Origin of the sequence: Pseudalkalibacillus berkeleyi (genome assembly GCF_021608225.1) — a bacterium.
Classification (GTDB): Bacteria; Bacillota; Bacilli; order Bacillales; family Fictibacillaceae; genus Pseudalkalibacillus; species Pseudalkalibacillus berkeleyi.
Genome location: NZ_JAKIJS010000001.1, coordinates 1,102,172 through 1,119,785, shown reverse-complemented (window position 1 = coordinate 1,119,785; position 17,614 = coordinate 1,102,172). Strand labels below are relative to the sequence as shown.

The following is a 17,614-nucleotide window of genomic DNA, read 5'->3' as shown; positions in this document are numbered from 1 at the left end:
AAGAGTAACTAACAATGCCTTTTTAATACCATTGCTTATATTATTGAAAGTTCCACAGCTTTCAATGCAGTAAACGTGGAATTCGTCCTGAAGGACATACAAAAGCACTTCCTGTTGCCGGAAGTGCCTCACCATGTTTACAAAAGTGTAATATGAGCTACCGGTTTTTTAATTCAAATTAAAATATATCATGGTTGTGTGAGAAACACAAGAAATCAATTTTCTACGGCTTGAATTTTTTCGATTTGCTGTTCGAACTTTGCTTGTAATAATTGGGTGATCGCTCCAGGCAATCCATTACTGACGGTTTTGTCATTAATAGATACGACTGGTGTAATTTCCATCGTCGTACTTGAGATGAACACTTCGTCTGCATTCATCAATTCACTTTGATCAAATGTGTTCTCTACTACCTCTACTCCAGCTTCATGAGCAAGGTGTAACAAAACATTTCTCGTTATCCCATTTAAAATAAAGTTATTGGCAGGGTGGGTTTTCACTACACCATCTTTCACAATGAAAACATTCGATGAACTACCCTCAGTGACGGTCCCTTCACGAATTAATATCGCTTCGTCACAACCAGCGTCTTTCGCTTTTTGTTTACTTAATACATTGCCAAGCAGGTTCAAGCTTTTTATATCACATCTTAACCAACGAATATCTTCAGTCGTTATTACTGAAATGCCGTTACGTAACTTTTGAAGTGGACGAGGTGCTTCCTTCGTATAACCGACGAGCATTGACTTCTGATTGTCAGGAAAATGGTGTGTTCTTTCTGCAACACCCCTTGTAATTTGCAAATAAACTTGCCCATCATGTATGGAATTGACTTCGGCAAGTTCGATTAGTCGCTGTTTCAACAAATCAATGGAATAAGGTAAAGACATTTGGAGCTCTTTTGCGCTTCGTTCCAGACGAGTGAGGTGCTCTTCAATACCAAAAAAATGACCTTTATAAATTCGGATCACTTCATAAATCCCATCACCAAATTGGTATCCTCGGTCTTCCATTCCAATATGTAACTCTGACTGATCCATTAATTGATCCTGAACTAAAATCATTTACAATCCCTCCGCTATTTCTAAAGTATAATATTCACTTCAAATCACAAGCTATAAGCGTTCACTACTATCGAAAGATCTAAATTCATGATACTACATATCGTTTGAATCATACCCCTTAAAGAAGGTGAATTTCTTGGCTGGAAATTGGATTTCTATCATCCCGTTCTTATTAGTCATACCGATCGCTATGCTTACTAAACAAGTTCTCCCAGGCATTCTTGTTGGATTAATTGCTGGAGCCTATTTGATGAACCCATCCCTAATAGGTGGTATTGAAACGATGCTCTCTTATTTAGTCACCGCATTAGTTGACAAAAATAACATAAAAATCATCGTATTTCTTTACGTATTCTCAGGACTTGTCGGCATGATCAAAATTGCTGGAGGAATTAAAGGATTTGTTGAAGCTGCATCAGAACGAGTCGATACGAAAAAAGAAGCTATACTTTTAACTTATGTGTCGACCTTAGGAACATTCAGTGCACCTAGCTTTCGTTTTGTTACGATTGGCCCAATAATGAGAGCACTTATGAAACGTGTAAGTATGACGAAAAAGGAGCTTGGATTTGTCATCGAAACGACAACAACGCCAATCATTGTTCTCATCCCAATTGCAACTGCATTTGTAGGATATATGGTATCTGTAATCGAACTCGGTCTTAGTAATCAAAATTTAGATGGAGACCCATACCGGTTATTCATACAAAGTATACCTTTCAACTTTTTCGCCATTACCATTTTCCTTTTGGGGATATACTTAAGCTTTTTCCATCATTCATCTGATGGTGACCAGAAGGAACCCGCAGATGAACAGGATGAGGATGATTGGCATAATTGCGATCCAGCTGTGTCATTAGACCTTCCATCAAAACCCTTTAATTTATTAGCTCCTTTATTCGTTGTTATCATCTTAACACTTGTACTTACATGGTATGATGGCGCTGAACAAGGGTTCGGATTCTTCCAAGCATTCATAAAAGCAAATGTGCTAGATGCAATGGTCATCGCCCTATTAATTACTACATTTATAACGGTTGTCTTCTTTTTGATACAAAAATTCGAATTAAAACTGCTTATTGAAAGCTTTGTCTTTGGGGGAAATAATCTTATGTCTGTCATATTACTATTGTCCGTCATTTGGGGGCTTGCATCTGTTACTGAAGACCTAGGGTTTTCATCATTCGTTACAGAAAACACATCCTGGATCCCCTCTGTACTCGTTCCACCCATTTTGTTTCTGTTCGGGTCAACCGTTTCTTATTTCATTGGCTCTGCCTGGGGGACATGGGGCATCTTGATGCCTTTAGGTATTTCAATGGCATCCCTTGCAGATGTATCATTACCTTTAGTCATTGGTGCAGTGTTTGCAAGTGGAACTTTCGGTTCATTCGCTTCACCTTTAAGTGATGACATTAACACCGTAAGCAGAATCCTAAATCTCCAAGTCATGGAATATGCACGTTTCAAGTTAAAAGCAGCCTTAATCGCTGTGGGAATTTCAACTGTTTTATATACTGGCATAACCTTTCTATTATAAAAAACGAATGTCACTCGTTTTCGGGCAGATCCAAGTATTCCTGGACTCTATTCGCCATTTTGATATAACCTTTTTGATTCGGGTGTAATTTATCATTTGAAAACAAATGGTCACTACCCTCTTCTAGGAACAGATCGTCTATTGGGATATACTGGGTTTTCTCATTAATGTCTGTAACTAATTCAGCTGTTTGATTCCACTCATCAATAACCCCATCGATTTCTTTAATATCTTGAAAGAAATTGTGAAATGGATTGAACATCCCGAGAACGTATATGTTTGCATCGGGGTTAAGAGCGCGAATCGTTTGCACAATCACAAACATATTTTTGCGATACCGTTGTTTTCCTGTTTCAAACACATCCATATCCAAGCTGAAAAAGTTATATTCTACAATATTCAAGATATCGTTTCCACCTATTGTAATAAATACATGGTCCGCTTGTTTGATATGTTCTCTTACTTTTTCTTCTTCAACTTTTTTAACGAGCTTACTACTTGGGAGTCCGTGTATACCAAAGTTCTTCAGGCTGACAGGTTCATCTGAATTTTCCTGTATATGCTGAGCGACGGGATGGATATATCCGCCTTTGGTTTTATCACCTGAACCCTTTGTCAGTGAGTCCCCGAGACCGACTATGTGTACATCTTCAATAACATCCTCAGTTACTTCTTCGGGTTTGTTATCGTCCTTCTTCTTTTCTTCCTTCTCCTCTTCATCTTTCGGAGGTTCTTCCTCATTCTCTTTATCAGGAAGTGGATCATCGAGTATCGGTCCTATTACAGGATCCGTATCAGGTTCTTCCTTATTAATGAACAAAAGTATTCCAACCACGAATACAAGTGGGATGAGAATCAGTAATATCCATTTAATTTTATTCATTTTCATCCCTCCATTTCTAAATCTTATATGTTCGTCTGGGGATTATTATTTTGCTTATTATTTGCAAACTCAATTACCTGTTGGTACATTGGATTCAGCCGCATCACCCTAACAACATACTTAAACAGGAGGGTTGAGCATGGAATTCACAATAACGAAACCTGCAGTACAATGGTTTATTACTGAACTCGATCTTAATGAAGGCGATCACGTCAGACTTTTCGCTCGTTTAGGAGGCTGTAGTACCGTTCAATCAGGATATTCAATAGGAATTTCAAAAGAAACACCATTCGAGCCCGCTGAATCATACGAATCAGACGGCATCACTTTTTTTATTGAAGAAAAAGATGCCTGGTACTTCAGAGACCATGATCTTAAAATCAAGTATAGTAGAAAATATGATGAAATCTCTTATGAATATACCGAACAACAGTAATAAAGAAAAGGTAGTCGATTATCCTCTTGGATGACGGCTGCTTTTTTGTTTGGGTTCATTACTCTAATTTAAATCGAGCAATTTGTTCCCATTGCTTCTCCGCTTTCAATATATACAATTGACGATCACCTAATAAGTCGAAATGCGGAAAATGAGATCGCTGATCGATCCACTCCCTTTTCAACCCGTATTTTCTTCCCCAAGCTGATAGACGCTCAAGATCCGTACACCCTACTTTTGTCACCGTATTACAATCAGGAAACCTTGGATCAAACCAAAAGTGAGTAAGGAAGGCAATATTATTTTGTTGTACTTGCTTCTTCCATTCTGTTAACTCACTACGATTAATACCAAATGCCATACTCATGCTCCTTAATCATTGTTTAGCGCATTCATATATGCTTTGTGCCAATTAGGCAGTACTTTCTTCATAATAAGAGGTTTAAATGTTTCCTTGTCTACTAATACATGTGTTGAACGTCCAGTAACACAACGTTCATCTCGCTCATTATAAATGACGTAACCATAAATTGCTCGTAAACCTGAGTATTCGTCCAACCAAGTTTCTATTCGTGCTTTTTCACCGTAACGAAAAGGTTTCTTATAGGAAATTTCAAAGTCTGTTACAGGGGCTAGAATCCCATCCTCCTCCATACGAGCATAATCAAACCCAAGTGCCTTAATAAATTGTGTTCGACCAAGCTCAAACCAGACAAGATAATTTGCATGGTGGACAACACCCATTTGATCTGTTTCTGCATATCTTACTTCAACCTCGGTTTGTGTAACACGCACTGTACCATCCCCTATTTCATTTCTATCATTGCGTTTTCGAAGTCTTCTTTCTTTAATACGACCAAGTCCTGCTCACTGGGACTGGACTGTTTACTCATAATACGATGTGCTTGCAATTGAATCGTTGTGTTAATAAGGTCAACTGCAAATCTCCCATTGCCATCCAGCTCAATAGAAGTTAATTGTTGAGTAAGATAATCCCTTGATTCTTCATCCCACTCATATCCATAATGGGCAGTATGTCTACTCATAATCTCAACGATTTGATCAACAGAATAGTCTTCAAACTGAAAGTATTTCTTAAACCTTGAGGACAATCCTGGGTTACTATTGATCAGTTGTTGAATCTCATTCGGGTACCCTGCTAATATGACGACAAGGTTCTCGTTATGCTTTGTCATTTCTTCTACAAGTGTATTGATCGCCTCTTTACCAAAGTCTGAACCTTTACCTGGATACAAGGAGTAGGCTTCATCTATGAAAAGAACGCCACCAAGCGCTTCGCGCACTTTCTTCCTCGTTTTTAATGCAGTTTGTCCAGTATAGCCAGCAACGAGATCTGAACGTCCAGCAACAACTAAATGTCCTCGCTTTAAGAACCCCTTTTTCTTTAAAAGGTTCGCATAAATGGAAGCAACTGTTGTCTTTCCGGTCCCTGGATTACCAACAAAGACGGAATGAAGCTGAATAGGTACTGATGGTAGACCTTCTTCACGGCGCATTTGTTGGATTTCAATAAATGAACTTAATGACTTCATTTCAGCCTTAATTTTGTCCAAACCAACAAGATCATTTAACTGATCATCTGGATCGGTATCATAATTGGTAGGTTCATTAATCACAACATCATTTGAATGAATGATCGTGTAGTCTTCCTTCGAAACATCTTGGTTAGAAAGTGTTGAACCTTTTTGAAAAATTACATCCATAACAAGATTTTTGATCGTTCTCGCATTACCGAACGAATCATCTATTCGAGCATGATCAATCTTTTGCTCCATTCTTTTTAGTGCATCCGGTGTATACGTATAGTCGTTTTCAAAAGCAACTTTTTCAGCAATATTGAGTAGCTCTTCATTCGAGTATTGTGGTAAATAGATATGGTTACTTTCAGGAAATCGACTTTGCAATCCAGGGTTCATTTGTAGAAATTGTCTCATTTCCTCTGGATATCCCGCCAGAATCACTGCGAACTTACCCGCATACTCACTATTTGTCATCGCCGATACTAGTGTATCGATTGCAGTTTGACCGTAATCATTACCTGAAGCACCATCTCGTTTCAAAGTGTAAGCTTCATCAATAAACAACACTCCGCCTACAGCTTTTTGTACGGCGCTCATTGTATTCTCTTCTGTTTGACCGACATATGAGCCTACGAGCTGAGATCGATCCACTTCTGTTACTTCACTCTTTTCAAGCAATCCAAGATCATAGAAGAGGTTCGCTAGCAAACGAGCTATTGTTGTCTTACCGGTTCCTGGATCACCTGTCAGAACCATATTCAAACTAAGCTCATCTTCCATTCTAAAGCCTTTTTCTTGGCGTTTCTTCTGGTATTGTAAAAATTGATATAGCTTCTGAACTCGGTTCTTAACGTCGCTCATACCGATTAAATCATTTAACTGTAGTAAAGCACTACTCGTTTGTTCTTCATTGTTAACTTCGTTTTGTATGTTCTCCTGCATTATACGAAATTCTCTAATGAGCTCTTTCATTTCTGACTGCAGGGCTGATGGGTGAAATGACCCTGATAGCGACATACGATATTGATCAGATACAGATCGCAATTGGTTAAATACATTCAAAACCCGCTCAAATGTCTCTTCGTATTGTTTGGCTTGTTGAATGTACTCTGTTTCATTAATTATTTGAGCAGATTCAATCATTCTACTGACAAGTTGTTCAATAGGTATTTCACCTAATTGACCTGTAGTATCTATAATATCTTCTGCAGCCTTTCTCTTAGCAGGTACATTATCTGTTTCACGAATAACAGGTAACTCAATATTAGTAATCCAATTGTAAAGCTCAATAAGTGAAGACTCATATACGACTTCATTTACAATCTGATCATTTCCCGACATTGAAAGAGCATGATCGAGTCTTTGTCTCATGGAAGAATCAACGTGCTTGGATCTCCGTAGTCTCACCTTTGCAATCAATGCATGTAATTGACCAATTAAACACTTATATGCCCTTTGTTCTAGAAGGTCCTCTTCAAATTGGTTTTCCACATATTGAAGTTCCTTCAAAAGCTCAATTTCTGCATTAGGTGGATAATGATCCTTTGTGTGTATTCTACGTATGATATTTTCCTTTTCTTGTACTCGATTTCGTTCCTGATTCATTACTTTCACCTACACTTTTATATCGTTCCCATTATATCATAAATGGAAAATGAACCTCTCCTGTAAGGGTTTGTCACTCCCAAAGTAAAAAAAGCCACCACATTGTGGCAGCCACTTTTCATATTGTGAAACGTTAGGATGATTGCAACATGATGGGTGTTGTGTGTTCTACAGATGTTTCACAAGCATTCTTCAAATTCTCCCAGTAAGAAACGACTGTGTGATCTTCTTCCTCTGCCATAGCCATTTCTAGCCAACCTAGTTCTTCAAGAAGCCTTACAGATGAACCGATCCAAACCTTCTTGTTTTTAATCGTCATATAAAAAGGATCCTCAAAGCGAAACGGTAAGTATATTCCCGTATTGTTCGGATGTAAGATGATATGTTGATAAATCGTTCCTTTTGTTAATTTAGCATATAACAATAAAACGCCATCATTCTTAGCCGTTTTTTTACGAAAACTTTTCAGTGTTTCTAAGTCACCAAGGTCAATTGAAGTAATTGGAGATTCCCAGTTCAATTGTTCTTGGAAAGGAATGAGATGTCCGAGCCTTTGCATATGTATTTGGAGCTTTCTATAAAAAGGATCATGTTTATCCTTGTTTGTTACATCAAGTGGTTGAATCATTGCTTGTACCGTCATTTCTTCCACTCCTCCCCCTTCATTCCTCAAATATAATTCGAAGGAAAGCGGATTTTCTAGTGGGCATAATTCGACATTCTTCAAATTTAACTACTACAATTGATGGGAGCATGTAAAGAAGGTGACTCTATGATTGAAGCAACTTGTTTACTCAATGATCTTGACATTTCCCAGCTTTATCTCGACATTTCCCATGGGATTCATGACATTTCCCAGTATATTCATGACATTTCCTAGGATTATCATGACATTTCAGTAAAATAGTCGTGATTCTATCCATCCAAAAAAGACCCAAGAAGGACTTTGAATATCCTCTGAGTCAATATTAATCGCTTGTTTCATTAACCTTTAGGCGGTGCATAATCAGGCTGTTCATCCGACTTATTGCTCATTTGCTTGCCTTTATTACCTCCAGCTGCCTTTTGCTGCGTTCCGATATGGTTAGGCACAAAATCTTTTGGATGACGTTTTGAATTACTCATATTATCAGCCTCCCTTCTGTCTTATCATACCCAATTTCCAACATAAAATTGAAAAAAAACAGGGGAATAAATCTCCCTGTTCTTAACTGTTTTTCAAATGTCTATTTTCTAATCTAATTTCGATCTGTTCCATTGCGACTCGATCTTTAAGAAGTTCCTGTTTATTCTCGAGCACTAATTCTTTAAATGATCTTTTTTTACTTTTTCTCATCATGTAACCTCCTTGAACAAGCACATTTCCTCTTATCATTTCCAATTTCAGACCATTTTATTCCAATTATCAGAAATATAAGAAAAGCGGAATCACTTGCACAGGATGTCAACACAAAAATATTTATTTCCGTGTCTACGATGAGAATTCATGGTAGCATTCCTTATGCTGGGTTCGACGTTCACCTCAGGACGTGGTGGCTTTTAGTCGAACGTCATTATTACTTATGTAGGTTTGTGGAAGTCTATGAGGAATTAAGCCGTCACAGGAGGACTGAAGTGATCATATCAAGCCTTAAATAATGCTTGACAGGCAAGCCGATATCCATCTCCTAATTGAGACCCAAGTTTTTCATTTTCCAAGTCATTTGGATTCGAAAGTACGGATTGCCCTTTCAAAATACGAACGGTACATTTACCACACGTGCCTTTTTTGCATTTGTGCTCTAAATGACAGCTTTGCTCTAATGCTGAATCCAGCAACGTCATTTCATTCATTGGTTGAACAGCACAGACTACACTTTTTTGTTTAACAAAAATTTTACTTGAGTGATCAGATTCTTGTCGCCCATTTAATATGCTTTGATTTTCATTAACTGAAGTGTCTTCGATTTCATTATGTTGTTGTCTTTTCATATCAAGTATATTCTTCTTCAAAGAACCAATGGTTAACTGTTTTGACATAACATACCTTCCTTCCTCATTGAGTAAAGGGCTTAAATTTCCAATTGACTTGATAATCATTCTCATATACAATGAGATTATACTACATTGAGAATGATTATCATAATTATTGATAGGGGGACCTTCAAATGGGATACGATGTGAATGGCTTCACTGACATGTATACGCTTTTATCAAACGAAAGAAAAATAGGTGGAGCAATTGAGGCAAGTCGTATACGTTTGAGTACTGGTGAAGAATTTACATACCCGGTCATTACGAACGTTGATTACTCAGGATCTACATTTTATTCATTAGGATTCATTACTGACAATGGTGAGAAATATATTGTAAACATTAAAGATATCAGTATGATGGCAGCCTGTCGTCATTGCCCTATACAAGAATTAAGAAACGATCACTACAAAAAAGTAAAAACAGACCAACGGATTAATTATTTAAAGCGTCTCTGTGAAATTAATGAAGGAGCAAGTACACCTATTTTCGAAGAAGAAGTGCATGCAATTATTAATGATATTGGAGAAGACGTAATCAAGAATGACAAAGAACTTTCCCATCTTCAGAAGCAAACGAATCAGAACAGATTTAGAATTGCATAGCTAGGGTAAAAAAGTAGAATCCATATGGATTCTACTTTTTTGTAGGTGAATCAAGCGTACAAATTGCAGAAGGTCGCTTAATTCTAAGGACAGTACTTTCGTAAACACGGAATAGGTAGTTCATGTTCTCTGTATCCATAAATGCAGAATCGAAATCTTCAGCTATTGCAAGATCGAGGTTTTCTCTTCCAGTTGCGATGAGTACACCCGAATCTTCCTGAATGACGGGAGATTGATAAATCCCATCCGTCACAAGTTCTCGAATGTGTTCGATTTCAAGCACGTGTGTTCCTTCATGAACACGATGAATTAATGCATATAACGAAGGTGAGAGAACAAGAGCATATGGTCCGCTGTGCCCCATCTTCAATAGTTTATTTCTTGCTTCAACGATATCCATAAACGCATTTCCGGATTTCATCCAATCCTCGCGAATATGTGTAAGTCTACCTTTCACATTCATTAGCCCTTCAAGGTTAAATTTCTTCGCCCCATTGAAAATCATATCGTCCTCAAGTAAAGCAGACTGAGCGGCAGCATTTGCAGCTACAGAAAAATCAACAGGTAGGTCTAAGGTTTTCGCTTGTTCAATATCGCGCCAATATAACATGAAATCTTTATAAAGTAGCGGAATCGTTAAGTTTACACGCTTACTCGGTTCAGTAAGCTCTAAACTTTCGCCATGGTATCCCATAGATCCGAGTTCTTTTTCTTGATACACATCATTAGTTGCGGTTTGTACACCAGCTCCTAATGGCCCATAAATATCAATGAACCTACGCCCTACCAGTTGTCTTTTAATACTATCGAAAATCGTCGCATCTAGTTGTTGCCAATCTTGATCTGATAATGGTGAATCTGCAAATAACTGTACTTTATTCATAACAGGTTACCTCCCTTTTAAGCTTCCTACAGTCAATCCTTTTTTATTCTGAACACTATGGCTTTTCGAATCACTAGAATTGGCATGTTGAACGGTTTCTTGACTGGTATATTTATCAACTTTCAAATGGCTTGCTTTGTTCTCTTTTTCATCTGTCGGTACAGATGCACTCGTATTCGCAACACCTTCAAATTGGTCATTTAGTTCATTTAACATCCCTTTAATCGATTGGTAATCTTCGTTTGTCATATCTCTAAGATTTTGGAGATTCGATTCATGCTCTGTATCTTTGAATTGGAACAAAGCAAGATCCAAATGTTCTAAGAAATTATGTAAACCAAACTTTTCAAGGCTAATGTCTTGTAAAAACCTCACGAATTCATGATTTGTTGATTGTAATGCTTCAGGATTCTCAATGAAATACGCTAATTTCGGGGTCAACATCTCCAATCGATCTTGTCTGTGCTCTTCCTCTTCATAAATATGATGAAAATAAAGTCTCTCATGTTCATCTTTCGCATTTTCAATTGTAGGCTCTAAGATACCCATGAAAATTTGTAAAGCATCCTCTGTTCTTGAAAAAATATTTTGTAACTCTTTGAAGTTTTCAGACATGTATCACCACGCTCCTTTAAAATAAGTCACATACCTTCATAATCACCGTTTCACCATTATCCTAAACACATTTTGAACATCCTTTATCCATTAATATAACATTTTCTACTGAAAACAACATGTGTAAGATTGATTTGAATTAGTTCTGTTGTACCTATGGTAAACGCTCACAAGCCAATCCATCATTATCATTACCATCTAAACGATGGGGGTCATTTGGACCTGTCGCATCCATGAATCTTTGCGCTTCTTGCTGAGTATTAAAATCCCCACAATCACGGTCTGGACCATTCGGATCATACAAAATTTTTGAGGTTTCATTCGTTCGATCTTTTTTGGGTTCATAATGATAACCATGATTATGATCCACATGAGCATATCCTTTAATCGACCAAACGCCGATATTCTTTAGTCTTGCCGTATTTTGTGCTTTATGGAATTGATCGAGCATCGTTAAATCGTTATAAAGATAGGCTGTTCGGGCAAGTCCTTTACGGAGTAGTTGTTCCTGTATCGTCTCATCACCAACGTATACATACGCAAGTAAACGACCATATTTATCTCGTTTTTCACTTCCTAGTTTTATTTGAACGTTCTTTCCGAGAATGGTGTTCTTTACATATTGTGAAGCTTCATTTCCAAACGGTTCTACCGGTTTATTAGGATGAACCGTTTCAGGTGTATCGATTAGGAGGAGACGCACCGTTTCCTCTTGTCCTTCAAAATTGACCTTGATTGTATCACCATCAATTACTTTCGTAACTTGATATGTATCTAAATCTGATTCACTTGTAGAGCAACCTACCAATATTAAACTCAGGAAGAGGACGCTCAATACATATTTGATTTGTTTCAATGCTCTTCTCTCCTTATATGTATAGAAATAGCAGCCCCGAAGGAGCTGCTATTTAATCAAATCTTTTTATGCATTTTCAAGTTTGTTACGTAGAACCATTTGAAGAATGCCTCCGTGGCGATAGTAGTCAATTTCAACTTCACTGTCGAAACGAGCAACTACTTCAAATTCCTTCTTGTTGCCTTCTTCATCAGTAGCTGTAACTTTAAGCATTTGACGAGGCTTAACATTTTCATCGATATCAACATCGAATGTTTCTTTACCTGTCAATCCTAATGATTCAGCACTATCTCCGTCCTTGAATTGGAGAGGTAGAACACCCATCAATACAAGGTTACTTCTGTGAATACGTTCAAAGCTTTCAGCGATTACTGTCTTAATGCCGAGAAGGTTCGTACCTTTTGCAGCCCAGTCACGAGAGCTTCCCATACCGTAATCCTTACCAGCAAGTACAGCTAAGCCAGTACCATCTTGCTGATACTTCATACAAGCATCATAGATGTACATCACTTCTTCAGTTGGCCAGTACGTCGTCCAGCCACCCTCTGTTCCTGGAGCGATTTGGTTTTTAATTCTAATATTTGCAAAAGTACCACGCATCATTACTTCGTGGTTACCACGTCGTGAACCATAAGAGTTGAACTCAGATGGTTTAACGCCGTTATCCATCAAGTATTTCCCTGCAGGACTATCTTTCGCAATTGCACCTGCTGGAGAGATGTGGTCAGTCGTAACCGAATCTCCAAACTTACCAACTATGCGCATGCCACCAAGCTTTTCAATTTTACCTGGTTCTTTAGACAAGCCTTGGAAGAACGGAGGATTTTGAATATAAGTTGAATCATCATCCCAGCTATATAGCTCTTCCTCTGTCGTATCAAGTTCATTCCACTCTTGGTTGTCATCAAATACGCGCTCGTATTCTTTCTTAAAGAGCTCCGGCTTAACTGCTTTTTCCATCGCTTCTTTAATTTCTGCTGTTGTTGGCCATAGGTCTTTGAAGTAAACTTCATTTCCATCTTTGTCTTTTCCGAATGAATCATTCTTCAAGTCAAAGTTAACAGAACCTGCCAACGCATATGCGACTACTAGTGGTGGTGAAGCTAGGTAGTTTGCTTTTACAAGTGGATGGATACGTCCTTCAAAGTTTCGGTTACCTGAAAGTACAGATGAAACGACAAGGTCGCTATTCGCGATTCCTTCTTCAATTTCTTCTGCTAAAGGTCCAGAGTTACCGATACAAGTCGTACATCCGTAACCAACTAGATTAAATCCTAGTTGATCCATGTATGGCATAAGTCCAGCTTCTTCAAGGTATCCAGTAACAACTTTTGATCCTGGAGCCAAGCTCGTTTTCACATATTCTGGTACTTCTAATCCTTTTTCAACTGCCTTTTTCGCAATCATCCCTGCACCGATCATAACGCTTGGGTTAGATGTATTCGTACAGCTTGTAATGGCAGCAATTGCTAAGTCACCAGTCTTCATATTTGAAACTTTTCCGTTTGGATGCTTAATTTCAACTGATTTGTTGATTTCGTCTTTTTTCAGACCGAAACCGCTGTTACCAGCTGGAGCAACCAATGCTTCGTTAAATGAATCCTTCATGTCTGAAAGAGGAATCAAATCTTGCGGACGTTTAGGTCCAGATAAGTTTGGCTCAAGCTCAGAAAGATTGAGTTCTACAACATCAGTGAAGTCTGGATCTTCAGTTCCTGGTGTATAGAACATGCTATTCGCTTTCGCATATTTTTCAACGACTTCAATTTGCTCAGGAGAACGTCCTGTTAATCGAAGATAATTTAATGTTTCATCGTCTACAGGGAAGAAACCACAAGTTGCACCGTATTCTGGTGCCATATTTGAAATCGTTGCACGGTCAGCAAGTGTCATATCTTGGAGACCAGGTCCGAAGAATTCAACGAACTTACCAACAACATTCTTTTTACGTAATACTTGTGTAACCTTAAGTGCCAAGTCAGTTGCAGTCGTACCTTCTGGCATTGCCCCTGTTAATTTCACACCAATTACTTCTGGTACTGGGAAATAAGATGGTTGGCCAAGCATTCCTGCTTCGGCTTCAATTCCACCAACACCCCATCCAAGTACACCAATTCCGTTGATCATTGTCGTATGAGAGTCTGTCCCGACTAATGAATCTGGATATGCTACATTTTCTCCATCTGCCTCATGAGAAGCGACTACTGATGCTAAGTATTCAAGGTTAACTTGGTGGACGATACCAGTCGCAGGTGGTACTGCACGGTAGTTGTCAAATGAAGTTTGTGCCCAACGTAAGAACTTATAACGTTCTAGATTACGTTCGAACTCACGCTTCATGTTGAATTTTAATGAATCATCTGTTCCATATTTGTCAACTTGAACGGAGTGGTCAATAACGAGATCTACTGGGATCTCTGGATTAATTTGATCTGCTGATCCACCCATGTCGGCCATTGCTTTTCGCAAGGACGCTAAATCAACGACTGCTGGTACCCCAGTGAAGTCTTGTAAAATTACGCGTGAAGGTTTAAAAGGTACGTCGATATCTTTAACGTCCTTCGTTCCCCATTTCGCAAGGTTTTCAATGTGCTCTTTGTCAATTACCTTACCGTCGTACTGACGTAATACAGATTCTAACAATACCTTAATCGAATAAGGTAGACGGGATGTGTTTCCTACCCCGGCTTGATCAAGTGCTTTCAAGTCATAATAGTGATACGTTTTTCCGTTCGCATCAAATGTTTTTTTAGCATGGTATACATCTTTAGTGCTCATGCAAAAACCTCCTTCTCCTATCCATGATACATGAATTACTGGAACGCTGTCGAAAGATTACTGTTTGTGTATTAAATTGTTTTATCCTTCCTTCATTCCTAGTCTAGTATAGTCTTCTACATAAGTAAATTTCAATATTTTTATGAATACTCATAAGTTTTTCTTATGTAACGGAGTGTGTATGAGTTATCAGACTCGTCACAAACTAAGAACATGGAGGTGAGGATGGATGGCTAAGCCTAAGAAATCGAAAGACCAATACCAAGTATCAGATCGTCAAGCCGTTGAGCAGCCTACTCAATTTGACCATGAATTCGCGAATGAACCACTTACGGAAGCAGAACGTCAGAACAATAAAAAACGTAAAAAAAATCAATAATACAAAATGGGGCTGACTTTAGTCGAATGTCTGCCCCTTTGTTGTTTAAAGTAAATCTTTTCGTAAGTTATACAAATCTTCTTGGTATTGTCTGAGTTGAGCGCGTTGGTGTTCGCTTGCGACTTCTAAAGCATTATCAATTTGTTGCAAAGCTTCATTTAATTCCTGATTGAACATCTGTTCTTTCGTGGCAAAGTCAGGGTCTGCTGAACTCTCAAGTGCGACTCCATTTGACTTAATCGCCTGCTCATAACCTTGCTGAGCTGCTTGGAATGCTTGTTGTTTATCCTTATGATATGGCATGAGAATTCCTCTTCCTTTCATCATGGTCTGTCATTAATATGAATCAGGAAAGACTAATTTATTCCAAGAAGATGATGAATATCAGTGAAATGAGACTCCCATACTAAGCGTAAAGGAGGGTTCTAAATGACTGAGAGAAACACTTCAAAAGACCAAAGGAAAAATGCACCAAAAGGTAATAATCCAGGGCAACCCGAGCCACTAGATGGTTCTAAAAAGGTTAAAAACAGGAATCATACAAGACAAAAGCACGGCGGAAGAATCTAAAACTAAAAACATAAAGAAAACCGCAAGAAGCTCATACACATGGAACTTCTTACGGTTTTTTTACCCGGATTGACCTATTTTAAACGCAAATGGATTCAAAAGTTTTCAAAATAATCGACTCTTCCTCTGAAGTAACGGTCCTGAGGTCAAGAATCAATTGTTCATCTTTTATACGTCCGATAATAGGTGTTTCAGTCGCACGTAATGTATTGAAGAGTTCCTCACTCCCCATTGATTCATGTTTAACACAGACATTATATGTTGGGAGCTCAACTTCAGGCATTGTCCCCCCGCCAACTTTAGAGTAACCTTCCTGCAATTCAAATGTAAGGTGTTTACTTTTCGAAGCTCGTTCAATAAAACGTACACTCTGAGCTTTAATTTCTTCTAAAGGACGTAAAATATCTCTAACAGTCGGTATATCTTCATACTGATCATACTTATATGAATGAAGCGTTGCTTCTAATGCAGCGAGAGTAAATTTATCAACACGTAGTACACGAGCCATTTGATGCATTTTAAGACGGTGAATGAGTGCGGCCTTACCAGCGATAATTCCACACTGTGGTCCACCAAGTAGCTTGTCACCGCTAAATGTGACGAGATCGACACCAGTTTCAATTACCTTTCTCACAAGAGGTTCATCCCCAATCCCCTTATGCTGGAAATCATGTAAAGCTCCACTCCCAAGGTCTTCATATGTAAGGACGCCTTCGTGTTGCCGAGATAATTTCACTAGTTCTTCTGTGGATACTGAATCTGTAAACCCAACCACTTTGAAGTTGGAAGTATGTACTTTCATAAGCATACCGGTCGTTTCATCTATCGCATTCTCATAATCATAAAGGTGGGTCTTGTTCGTTGTACCTACTTCCTTTAATGTCGCACCACTCTCTTCCATAATAGAGGAGATCCTGAAGGAACCACCTATTTCAACAAGCTCACCTCTTGAAACGACTACACCTTTCCCTTGGGTAAATGCACGTAACACGATATAGACTGCTGCAGCATTGTTATTCACAATCATCGCCGCTTCAGCTACAGTCAGTTCTTTGACCGCATCTTCAACTAAATCATGCCGAGATCCTCGCACACCCTTTTCAATATTGTACTCTAGATTCGAGTAATGCTTAGCAACTTTAATCATTTGGTTCAATGCAGCTTCACTTAACCTTGAGCGTCCAAGATTGGTATGAATCACTACGCCAGTTGCGTTAATTACCGAACGCAGACGATAAGACCCATCTTTATTTAAACGCTTTTGTAATAAATGAAAAAGTTGATCCATCATCTCATCTTTCGTATCACATTGTTGATGTAAACCCTGTAGTATGCGCTCTCTTGTTTCATCAAGGATCTCTTGGACAATCTTCGTCATCCCGTTATGTGTGTAATTACTTTTATCTATTAGTGTTTTGAAACGATTATCATCTTGAATTTTATGTACTGCTGGCAGTAACCGAAACTGCTCGTTCATACACTGTTCACACTCCTATTCATTCATATTCTGAAGGTGTAAGAACACCTCCAGACAAAATTACAGGAGGTGTTAAAATTATCGAGTTAAGCTCTCGATATCTTTAAACAATTTGTCGGTATCAGGAAATGCACCAGTTTCAAGCTTAGAAAACAGTTTCGTTCCATTTACAATAACTTCAAATGCCCCACCTGAGCTTGGAACAAGTTCTAACGCAGTCACTTCTGATCGAAATTGATTAAACAGCTCTTCCGCGAAACTCGCGGCCTTCGGTGCGTAGTTTCACTGCATGCAAAATTCAACGGATACTTTATAACTCATATCAAAATTCCTCCTCATTTACAGATTTTTAAGATATTCACCTTTTGT

Annotated in this window: 20 protein-coding genes and 1 pseudogene; 5 read left to right on the top strand and 16 right to left on the bottom strand. The window is 38.4% G+C overall.

The window, feature by feature from the left end; genetic code table 11:
* Positions 1–215: 215 nt before the first annotated feature.
* A complete protein-coding gene (gene dat, locus L2716_RS05875) occupies positions 216–1,064 on the bottom strand; it encodes a D-amino-acid transaminase (RefSeq protein ID WP_236332693.1) in 849 nt (282 codons plus the stop codon).
* Between the two features lie 136 nt (positions 1,065–1,200).
* Between dat and L2716_RS05870 the strand changes: the two genes are divergently transcribed.
* Entirely contained in the window at positions 1,201–2,604 is a 1,404-nt protein-coding gene (locus L2716_RS05870; protein WP_236332691.1) for a Na+/H+ antiporter NhaC family protein, read from the top strand.
* Positions 2,605–2,614: 10 nt separating this feature from the next.
* Here the strand turns inward: L2716_RS05870 and L2716_RS05865 are convergent, their stop codons facing one another.
* Entirely contained in the window at positions 2,615–3,487 is an 873-nt protein-coding gene (locus L2716_RS05865; protein WP_236332689.1) for a GDSL-type esterase/lipase family protein, read from the bottom strand.
* Positions 3,488–3,626: 139 nt separating this feature from the next.
* Between L2716_RS05865 and L2716_RS05860 the strand changes: the two genes are divergently transcribed.
* Complete coding sequence (locus L2716_RS05860; protein ID WP_236332687.1) at positions 3,627–3,923, top strand: HesB/YadR/YfhF family protein; 297 nt, start codon at positions 3,627–3,629, stop codon at positions 3,921–3,923.
* A 58-nt stretch (positions 3,924–3,981) separates the two neighbouring features.
* On the opposite strand, the gene L2716_RS05855 is transcribed toward L2716_RS05860, so the two are convergent.
* From L2716_RS05855 to L2716_RS05825, 7 genes are all read right to left on the bottom strand, one after another.
* Positions 3,982–4,284: a hypothetical protein gene (locus L2716_RS05855; RefSeq protein ID WP_236332684.1), complete on the bottom strand. Its 303-nt coding sequence runs from the start codon at positions 4,282–4,284 to the stop codon at positions 3,982–3,984.
* Between the two features lie 11 nt (positions 4,285–4,295).
* Positions 4,296–4,718: an acyl-CoA thioesterase gene (locus L2716_RS05850; protein WP_236332682.1), complete on the bottom strand. Its 423-nt coding sequence runs from the start codon at positions 4,716–4,718 to the stop codon at positions 4,296–4,298.
* An 11-nt stretch (positions 4,719–4,729) separates the two neighbouring features.
* Positions 4,730–7,069, bottom strand: a complete 2,340-nt coding sequence (locus L2716_RS05845) for an AAA family ATPase (RefSeq protein ID WP_236332680.1) — start codon at positions 7,067–7,069, stop codon at positions 4,730–4,732.
* 133 nt (positions 7,070–7,202) lie between these two features.
* Positions 7,203–7,712 carry a hypothetical protein gene (locus tag L2716_RS05840; RefSeq protein ID WP_236332678.1) on the bottom strand — a complete coding sequence of 170 codons (510 nt, stop codon included), beginning with the start codon at positions 7,710–7,712 and terminating at the stop codon, positions 7,203–7,205.
* 341 nt (positions 7,713–8,053) lie between these two features.
* Positions 8,054–8,194, bottom strand: a complete 141-nt coding sequence (locus L2716_RS05835) for an acid-soluble spore protein N (protein ID WP_236332676.1) — start codon at positions 8,192–8,194, stop codon at positions 8,054–8,056.
* 82 nt (positions 8,195–8,276) lie between these two features.
* The gene (locus L2716_RS05830) at positions 8,277–8,405 is read right to left on the bottom strand and encodes an FbpB family small basic protein (RefSeq protein WP_236332673.1); all 129 of its coding nucleotides are present in this window, start codon (positions 8,403–8,405) and stop codon (positions 8,277–8,279) included.
* A 287-nt stretch (positions 8,406–8,692) separates the two neighbouring features.
* Complete coding sequence (locus L2716_RS05825) at positions 8,693–9,088, bottom strand: 2Fe-2S iron-sulfur cluster-binding protein (RefSeq protein WP_236332671.1); 396 nt, start codon at positions 9,086–9,088, stop codon at positions 8,693–8,695.
* A 128-nt stretch (positions 9,089–9,216) separates the two neighbouring features.
* On the opposite strand from L2716_RS05825, the gene L2716_RS05820 reads away from it, so the two are divergent.
* A complete protein-coding gene (locus tag L2716_RS05820; RefSeq protein ID WP_236332670.1) occupies positions 9,217–9,687 on the top strand; it encodes a hypothetical protein in 471 nt (156 codons plus the stop codon).
* Positions 9,688–9,718: 31 nt separating this feature from the next.
* On the opposite strand, the gene L2716_RS05815 is transcribed toward L2716_RS05820, so the two are convergent.
* The 4 genes from L2716_RS05815 to acnA all read right to left on the bottom strand — a co-directional run bounded on the left by L2716_RS05815 (position 9,719) and on the right by acnA (position 14,819).
* A complete protein-coding gene (locus L2716_RS05815) occupies positions 9,719–10,570 on the bottom strand; it encodes a family 1 encapsulin nanocompartment shell protein (RefSeq protein ID WP_236332668.1) in 852 nt (283 codons plus the stop codon).
* A 6-nt stretch (positions 10,571–10,576) separates the two neighbouring features.
* Positions 10,577–11,185, bottom strand: a complete 609-nt coding sequence (locus L2716_RS05810) for an IMEF encapsulin system ferritin-like cargo protein (protein WP_236332665.1) — start codon at positions 11,183–11,185, stop codon at positions 10,577–10,579.
* A gap of 154 nt (positions 11,186–11,339) precedes the next feature.
* The gene (locus L2716_RS05805) at positions 11,340–12,041 is read right to left on the bottom strand and encodes a thermonuclease family protein (RefSeq protein ID WP_236332663.1); all 702 of its coding nucleotides are present in this window, start codon (positions 12,039–12,041) and stop codon (positions 11,340–11,342) included.
* Positions 12,042–12,107: 66 nt separating this feature from the next.
* Entirely contained in the window at positions 12,108–14,819 is a 2,712-nt protein-coding gene (gene acnA / locus L2716_RS05800) for an aconitate hydratase AcnA (RefSeq protein WP_236332661.1), read from the bottom strand.
* A 229-nt stretch (positions 14,820–15,048) separates the two neighbouring features.
* On the opposite strand from acnA, the gene sspO reads away from it, so the two are divergent.
* Positions 15,049–15,198, top strand: a complete 150-nt coding sequence (gene sspO, locus L2716_RS05795; protein WP_236332659.1) for a small acid-soluble spore protein SspO — start codon at positions 15,049–15,051, stop codon at positions 15,196–15,198.
* A 45-nt stretch (positions 15,199–15,243) separates the two neighbouring features.
* Here sspO and L2716_RS05790 read toward each other — a convergent pair whose 3' ends face one another.
* The gene (locus L2716_RS05790) at positions 15,244–15,501 is read right to left on the bottom strand and encodes a hypothetical protein (protein WP_236332657.1); all 258 of its coding nucleotides are present in this window, start codon (positions 15,499–15,501) and stop codon (positions 15,244–15,246) included.
* Between the two features lie 126 nt (positions 15,502–15,627).
* Here L2716_RS05790 and L2716_RS05785 point away from each other — a divergent pair, with 126 nt between their 5' ends.
* A complete protein-coding gene (locus tag L2716_RS05785; RefSeq protein WP_236332655.1) occupies positions 15,628–15,768 on the top strand; it encodes a small acid-soluble spore protein P in 141 nt (46 codons plus the stop codon).
* A 79-nt stretch (positions 15,769–15,847) separates the two neighbouring features.
* On the opposite strand, the gene selA is transcribed toward L2716_RS05785, so the two are convergent.
* Together selA and L2716_RS05775 are read right to left on the bottom strand one after the other, a co-directional pair.
* Positions 15,848–17,245 carry an L-seryl-tRNA(Sec) selenium transferase gene (gene selA / locus L2716_RS05780; protein WP_236332652.1) on the bottom strand — a complete coding sequence of 466 codons (1,398 nt, stop codon included), beginning with the start codon at positions 17,243–17,245 and terminating at the stop codon, positions 15,848–15,850.
* A gap of 78 nt (positions 17,246–17,323) precedes the next feature.
* Positions 17,324–17,515, bottom strand: a pseudogene (locus L2716_RS05775) (Rdx family protein); the annotation flags it as partial.
* Between the last annotated feature and the right edge of the window lie 99 nt (positions 17,516–17,614).

Excerpts from the sequence above, each read along its gene's own strand:
- L2716_RS05855 (WP_236332684.1), bottom strand. The coding sequence starts at position 4,284 with ATGGCATTTGGTATTAATCGTAGTGAGTTAACAGAATGGAAGAAGCAA.
- L2716_RS05830 (WP_236332673.1), bottom strand. The coding sequence starts at position 8,405 with ATGAGAAAAAGTAAAAAAAGATCATTTAAAGAATTAGTGCTCGAGAAT.
- dat (WP_236332693.1), bottom strand. The coding sequence starts at position 1,064 with ATGATTTTAGTTCAGGATCAATTAATGGATCAGTCAGAGTTACATATT.
- L2716_RS05825 (WP_236332671.1), bottom strand. The coding sequence starts at position 9,088 with ATGTCAAAACAGTTAACCATTGGTTCTTTGAAGAAGAATATACTTGAT.
- acnA (WP_236332661.1), bottom strand. The coding sequence starts at position 14,819 with ATGAGCACTAAAGATGTATACCATGCTAAAAAAACATTTGATGCGAAC.
- L2716_RS05820 (WP_236332670.1), top strand. The coding sequence starts at position 9,217 with ATGGGATACGATGTGAATGGCTTCACTGACATGTATACGCTTTTATCA.
- L2716_RS05810 (WP_236332665.1), bottom strand. The coding sequence starts at position 11,185 with ATGTCTGAAAACTTCAAAGAGTTACAAAATATTTTTTCAAGAACAGAG.
- L2716_RS05845 (WP_236332680.1), bottom strand. The coding sequence starts at position 7,069 with ATGAATCAGGAACGAAATCGAGTACAAGAAAAGGAAAATATCATACGT.
- selA (WP_236332652.1), bottom strand. The coding sequence starts at position 17,245 with ATGAACGAGCAGTTTCGGTTACTGCCAGCAGTACATAAAATTCAAGAT.
- L2716_RS05865 (WP_236332689.1), bottom strand. The coding sequence starts at position 3,487 with ATGAATAAAATTAAATGGATATTACTGATTCTCATCCCACTTGTATTC.
- L2716_RS05835 (WP_236332676.1), bottom strand. The coding sequence starts at position 8,194 with ATGAGTAATTCAAAACGTCATCCAAAAGATTTTGTGCCTAACCATATC.
- sspO (WP_236332659.1), top strand. The coding sequence starts at position 15,049 with ATGGCTAAGCCTAAGAAATCGAAAGACCAATACCAAGTATCAGATCGT.
- L2716_RS05860 (WP_236332687.1), top strand. The coding sequence starts at position 3,627 with ATGGAATTCACAATAACGAAACCTGCAGTACAATGGTTTATTACTGAA.
- L2716_RS05790 (WP_236332657.1), bottom strand. The coding sequence starts at position 15,501 with ATGCCATATCATAAGGATAAACAACAAGCATTCCAAGCAGCTCAGCAA.
- L2716_RS05840 (WP_236332678.1), bottom strand. The coding sequence starts at position 7,712 with ATGACGGTACAAGCAATGATTCAACCACTTGATGTAACAAACAAGGAT.
- L2716_RS05815 (WP_236332668.1), bottom strand. The coding sequence starts at position 10,570 with ATGAATAAAGTACAGTTATTTGCAGATTCACCATTATCAGATCAAGAT.
- L2716_RS05785 (WP_236332655.1), top strand. The coding sequence starts at position 15,628 with ATGACTGAGAGAAACACTTCAAAAGACCAAAGGAAAAATGCACCAAAA.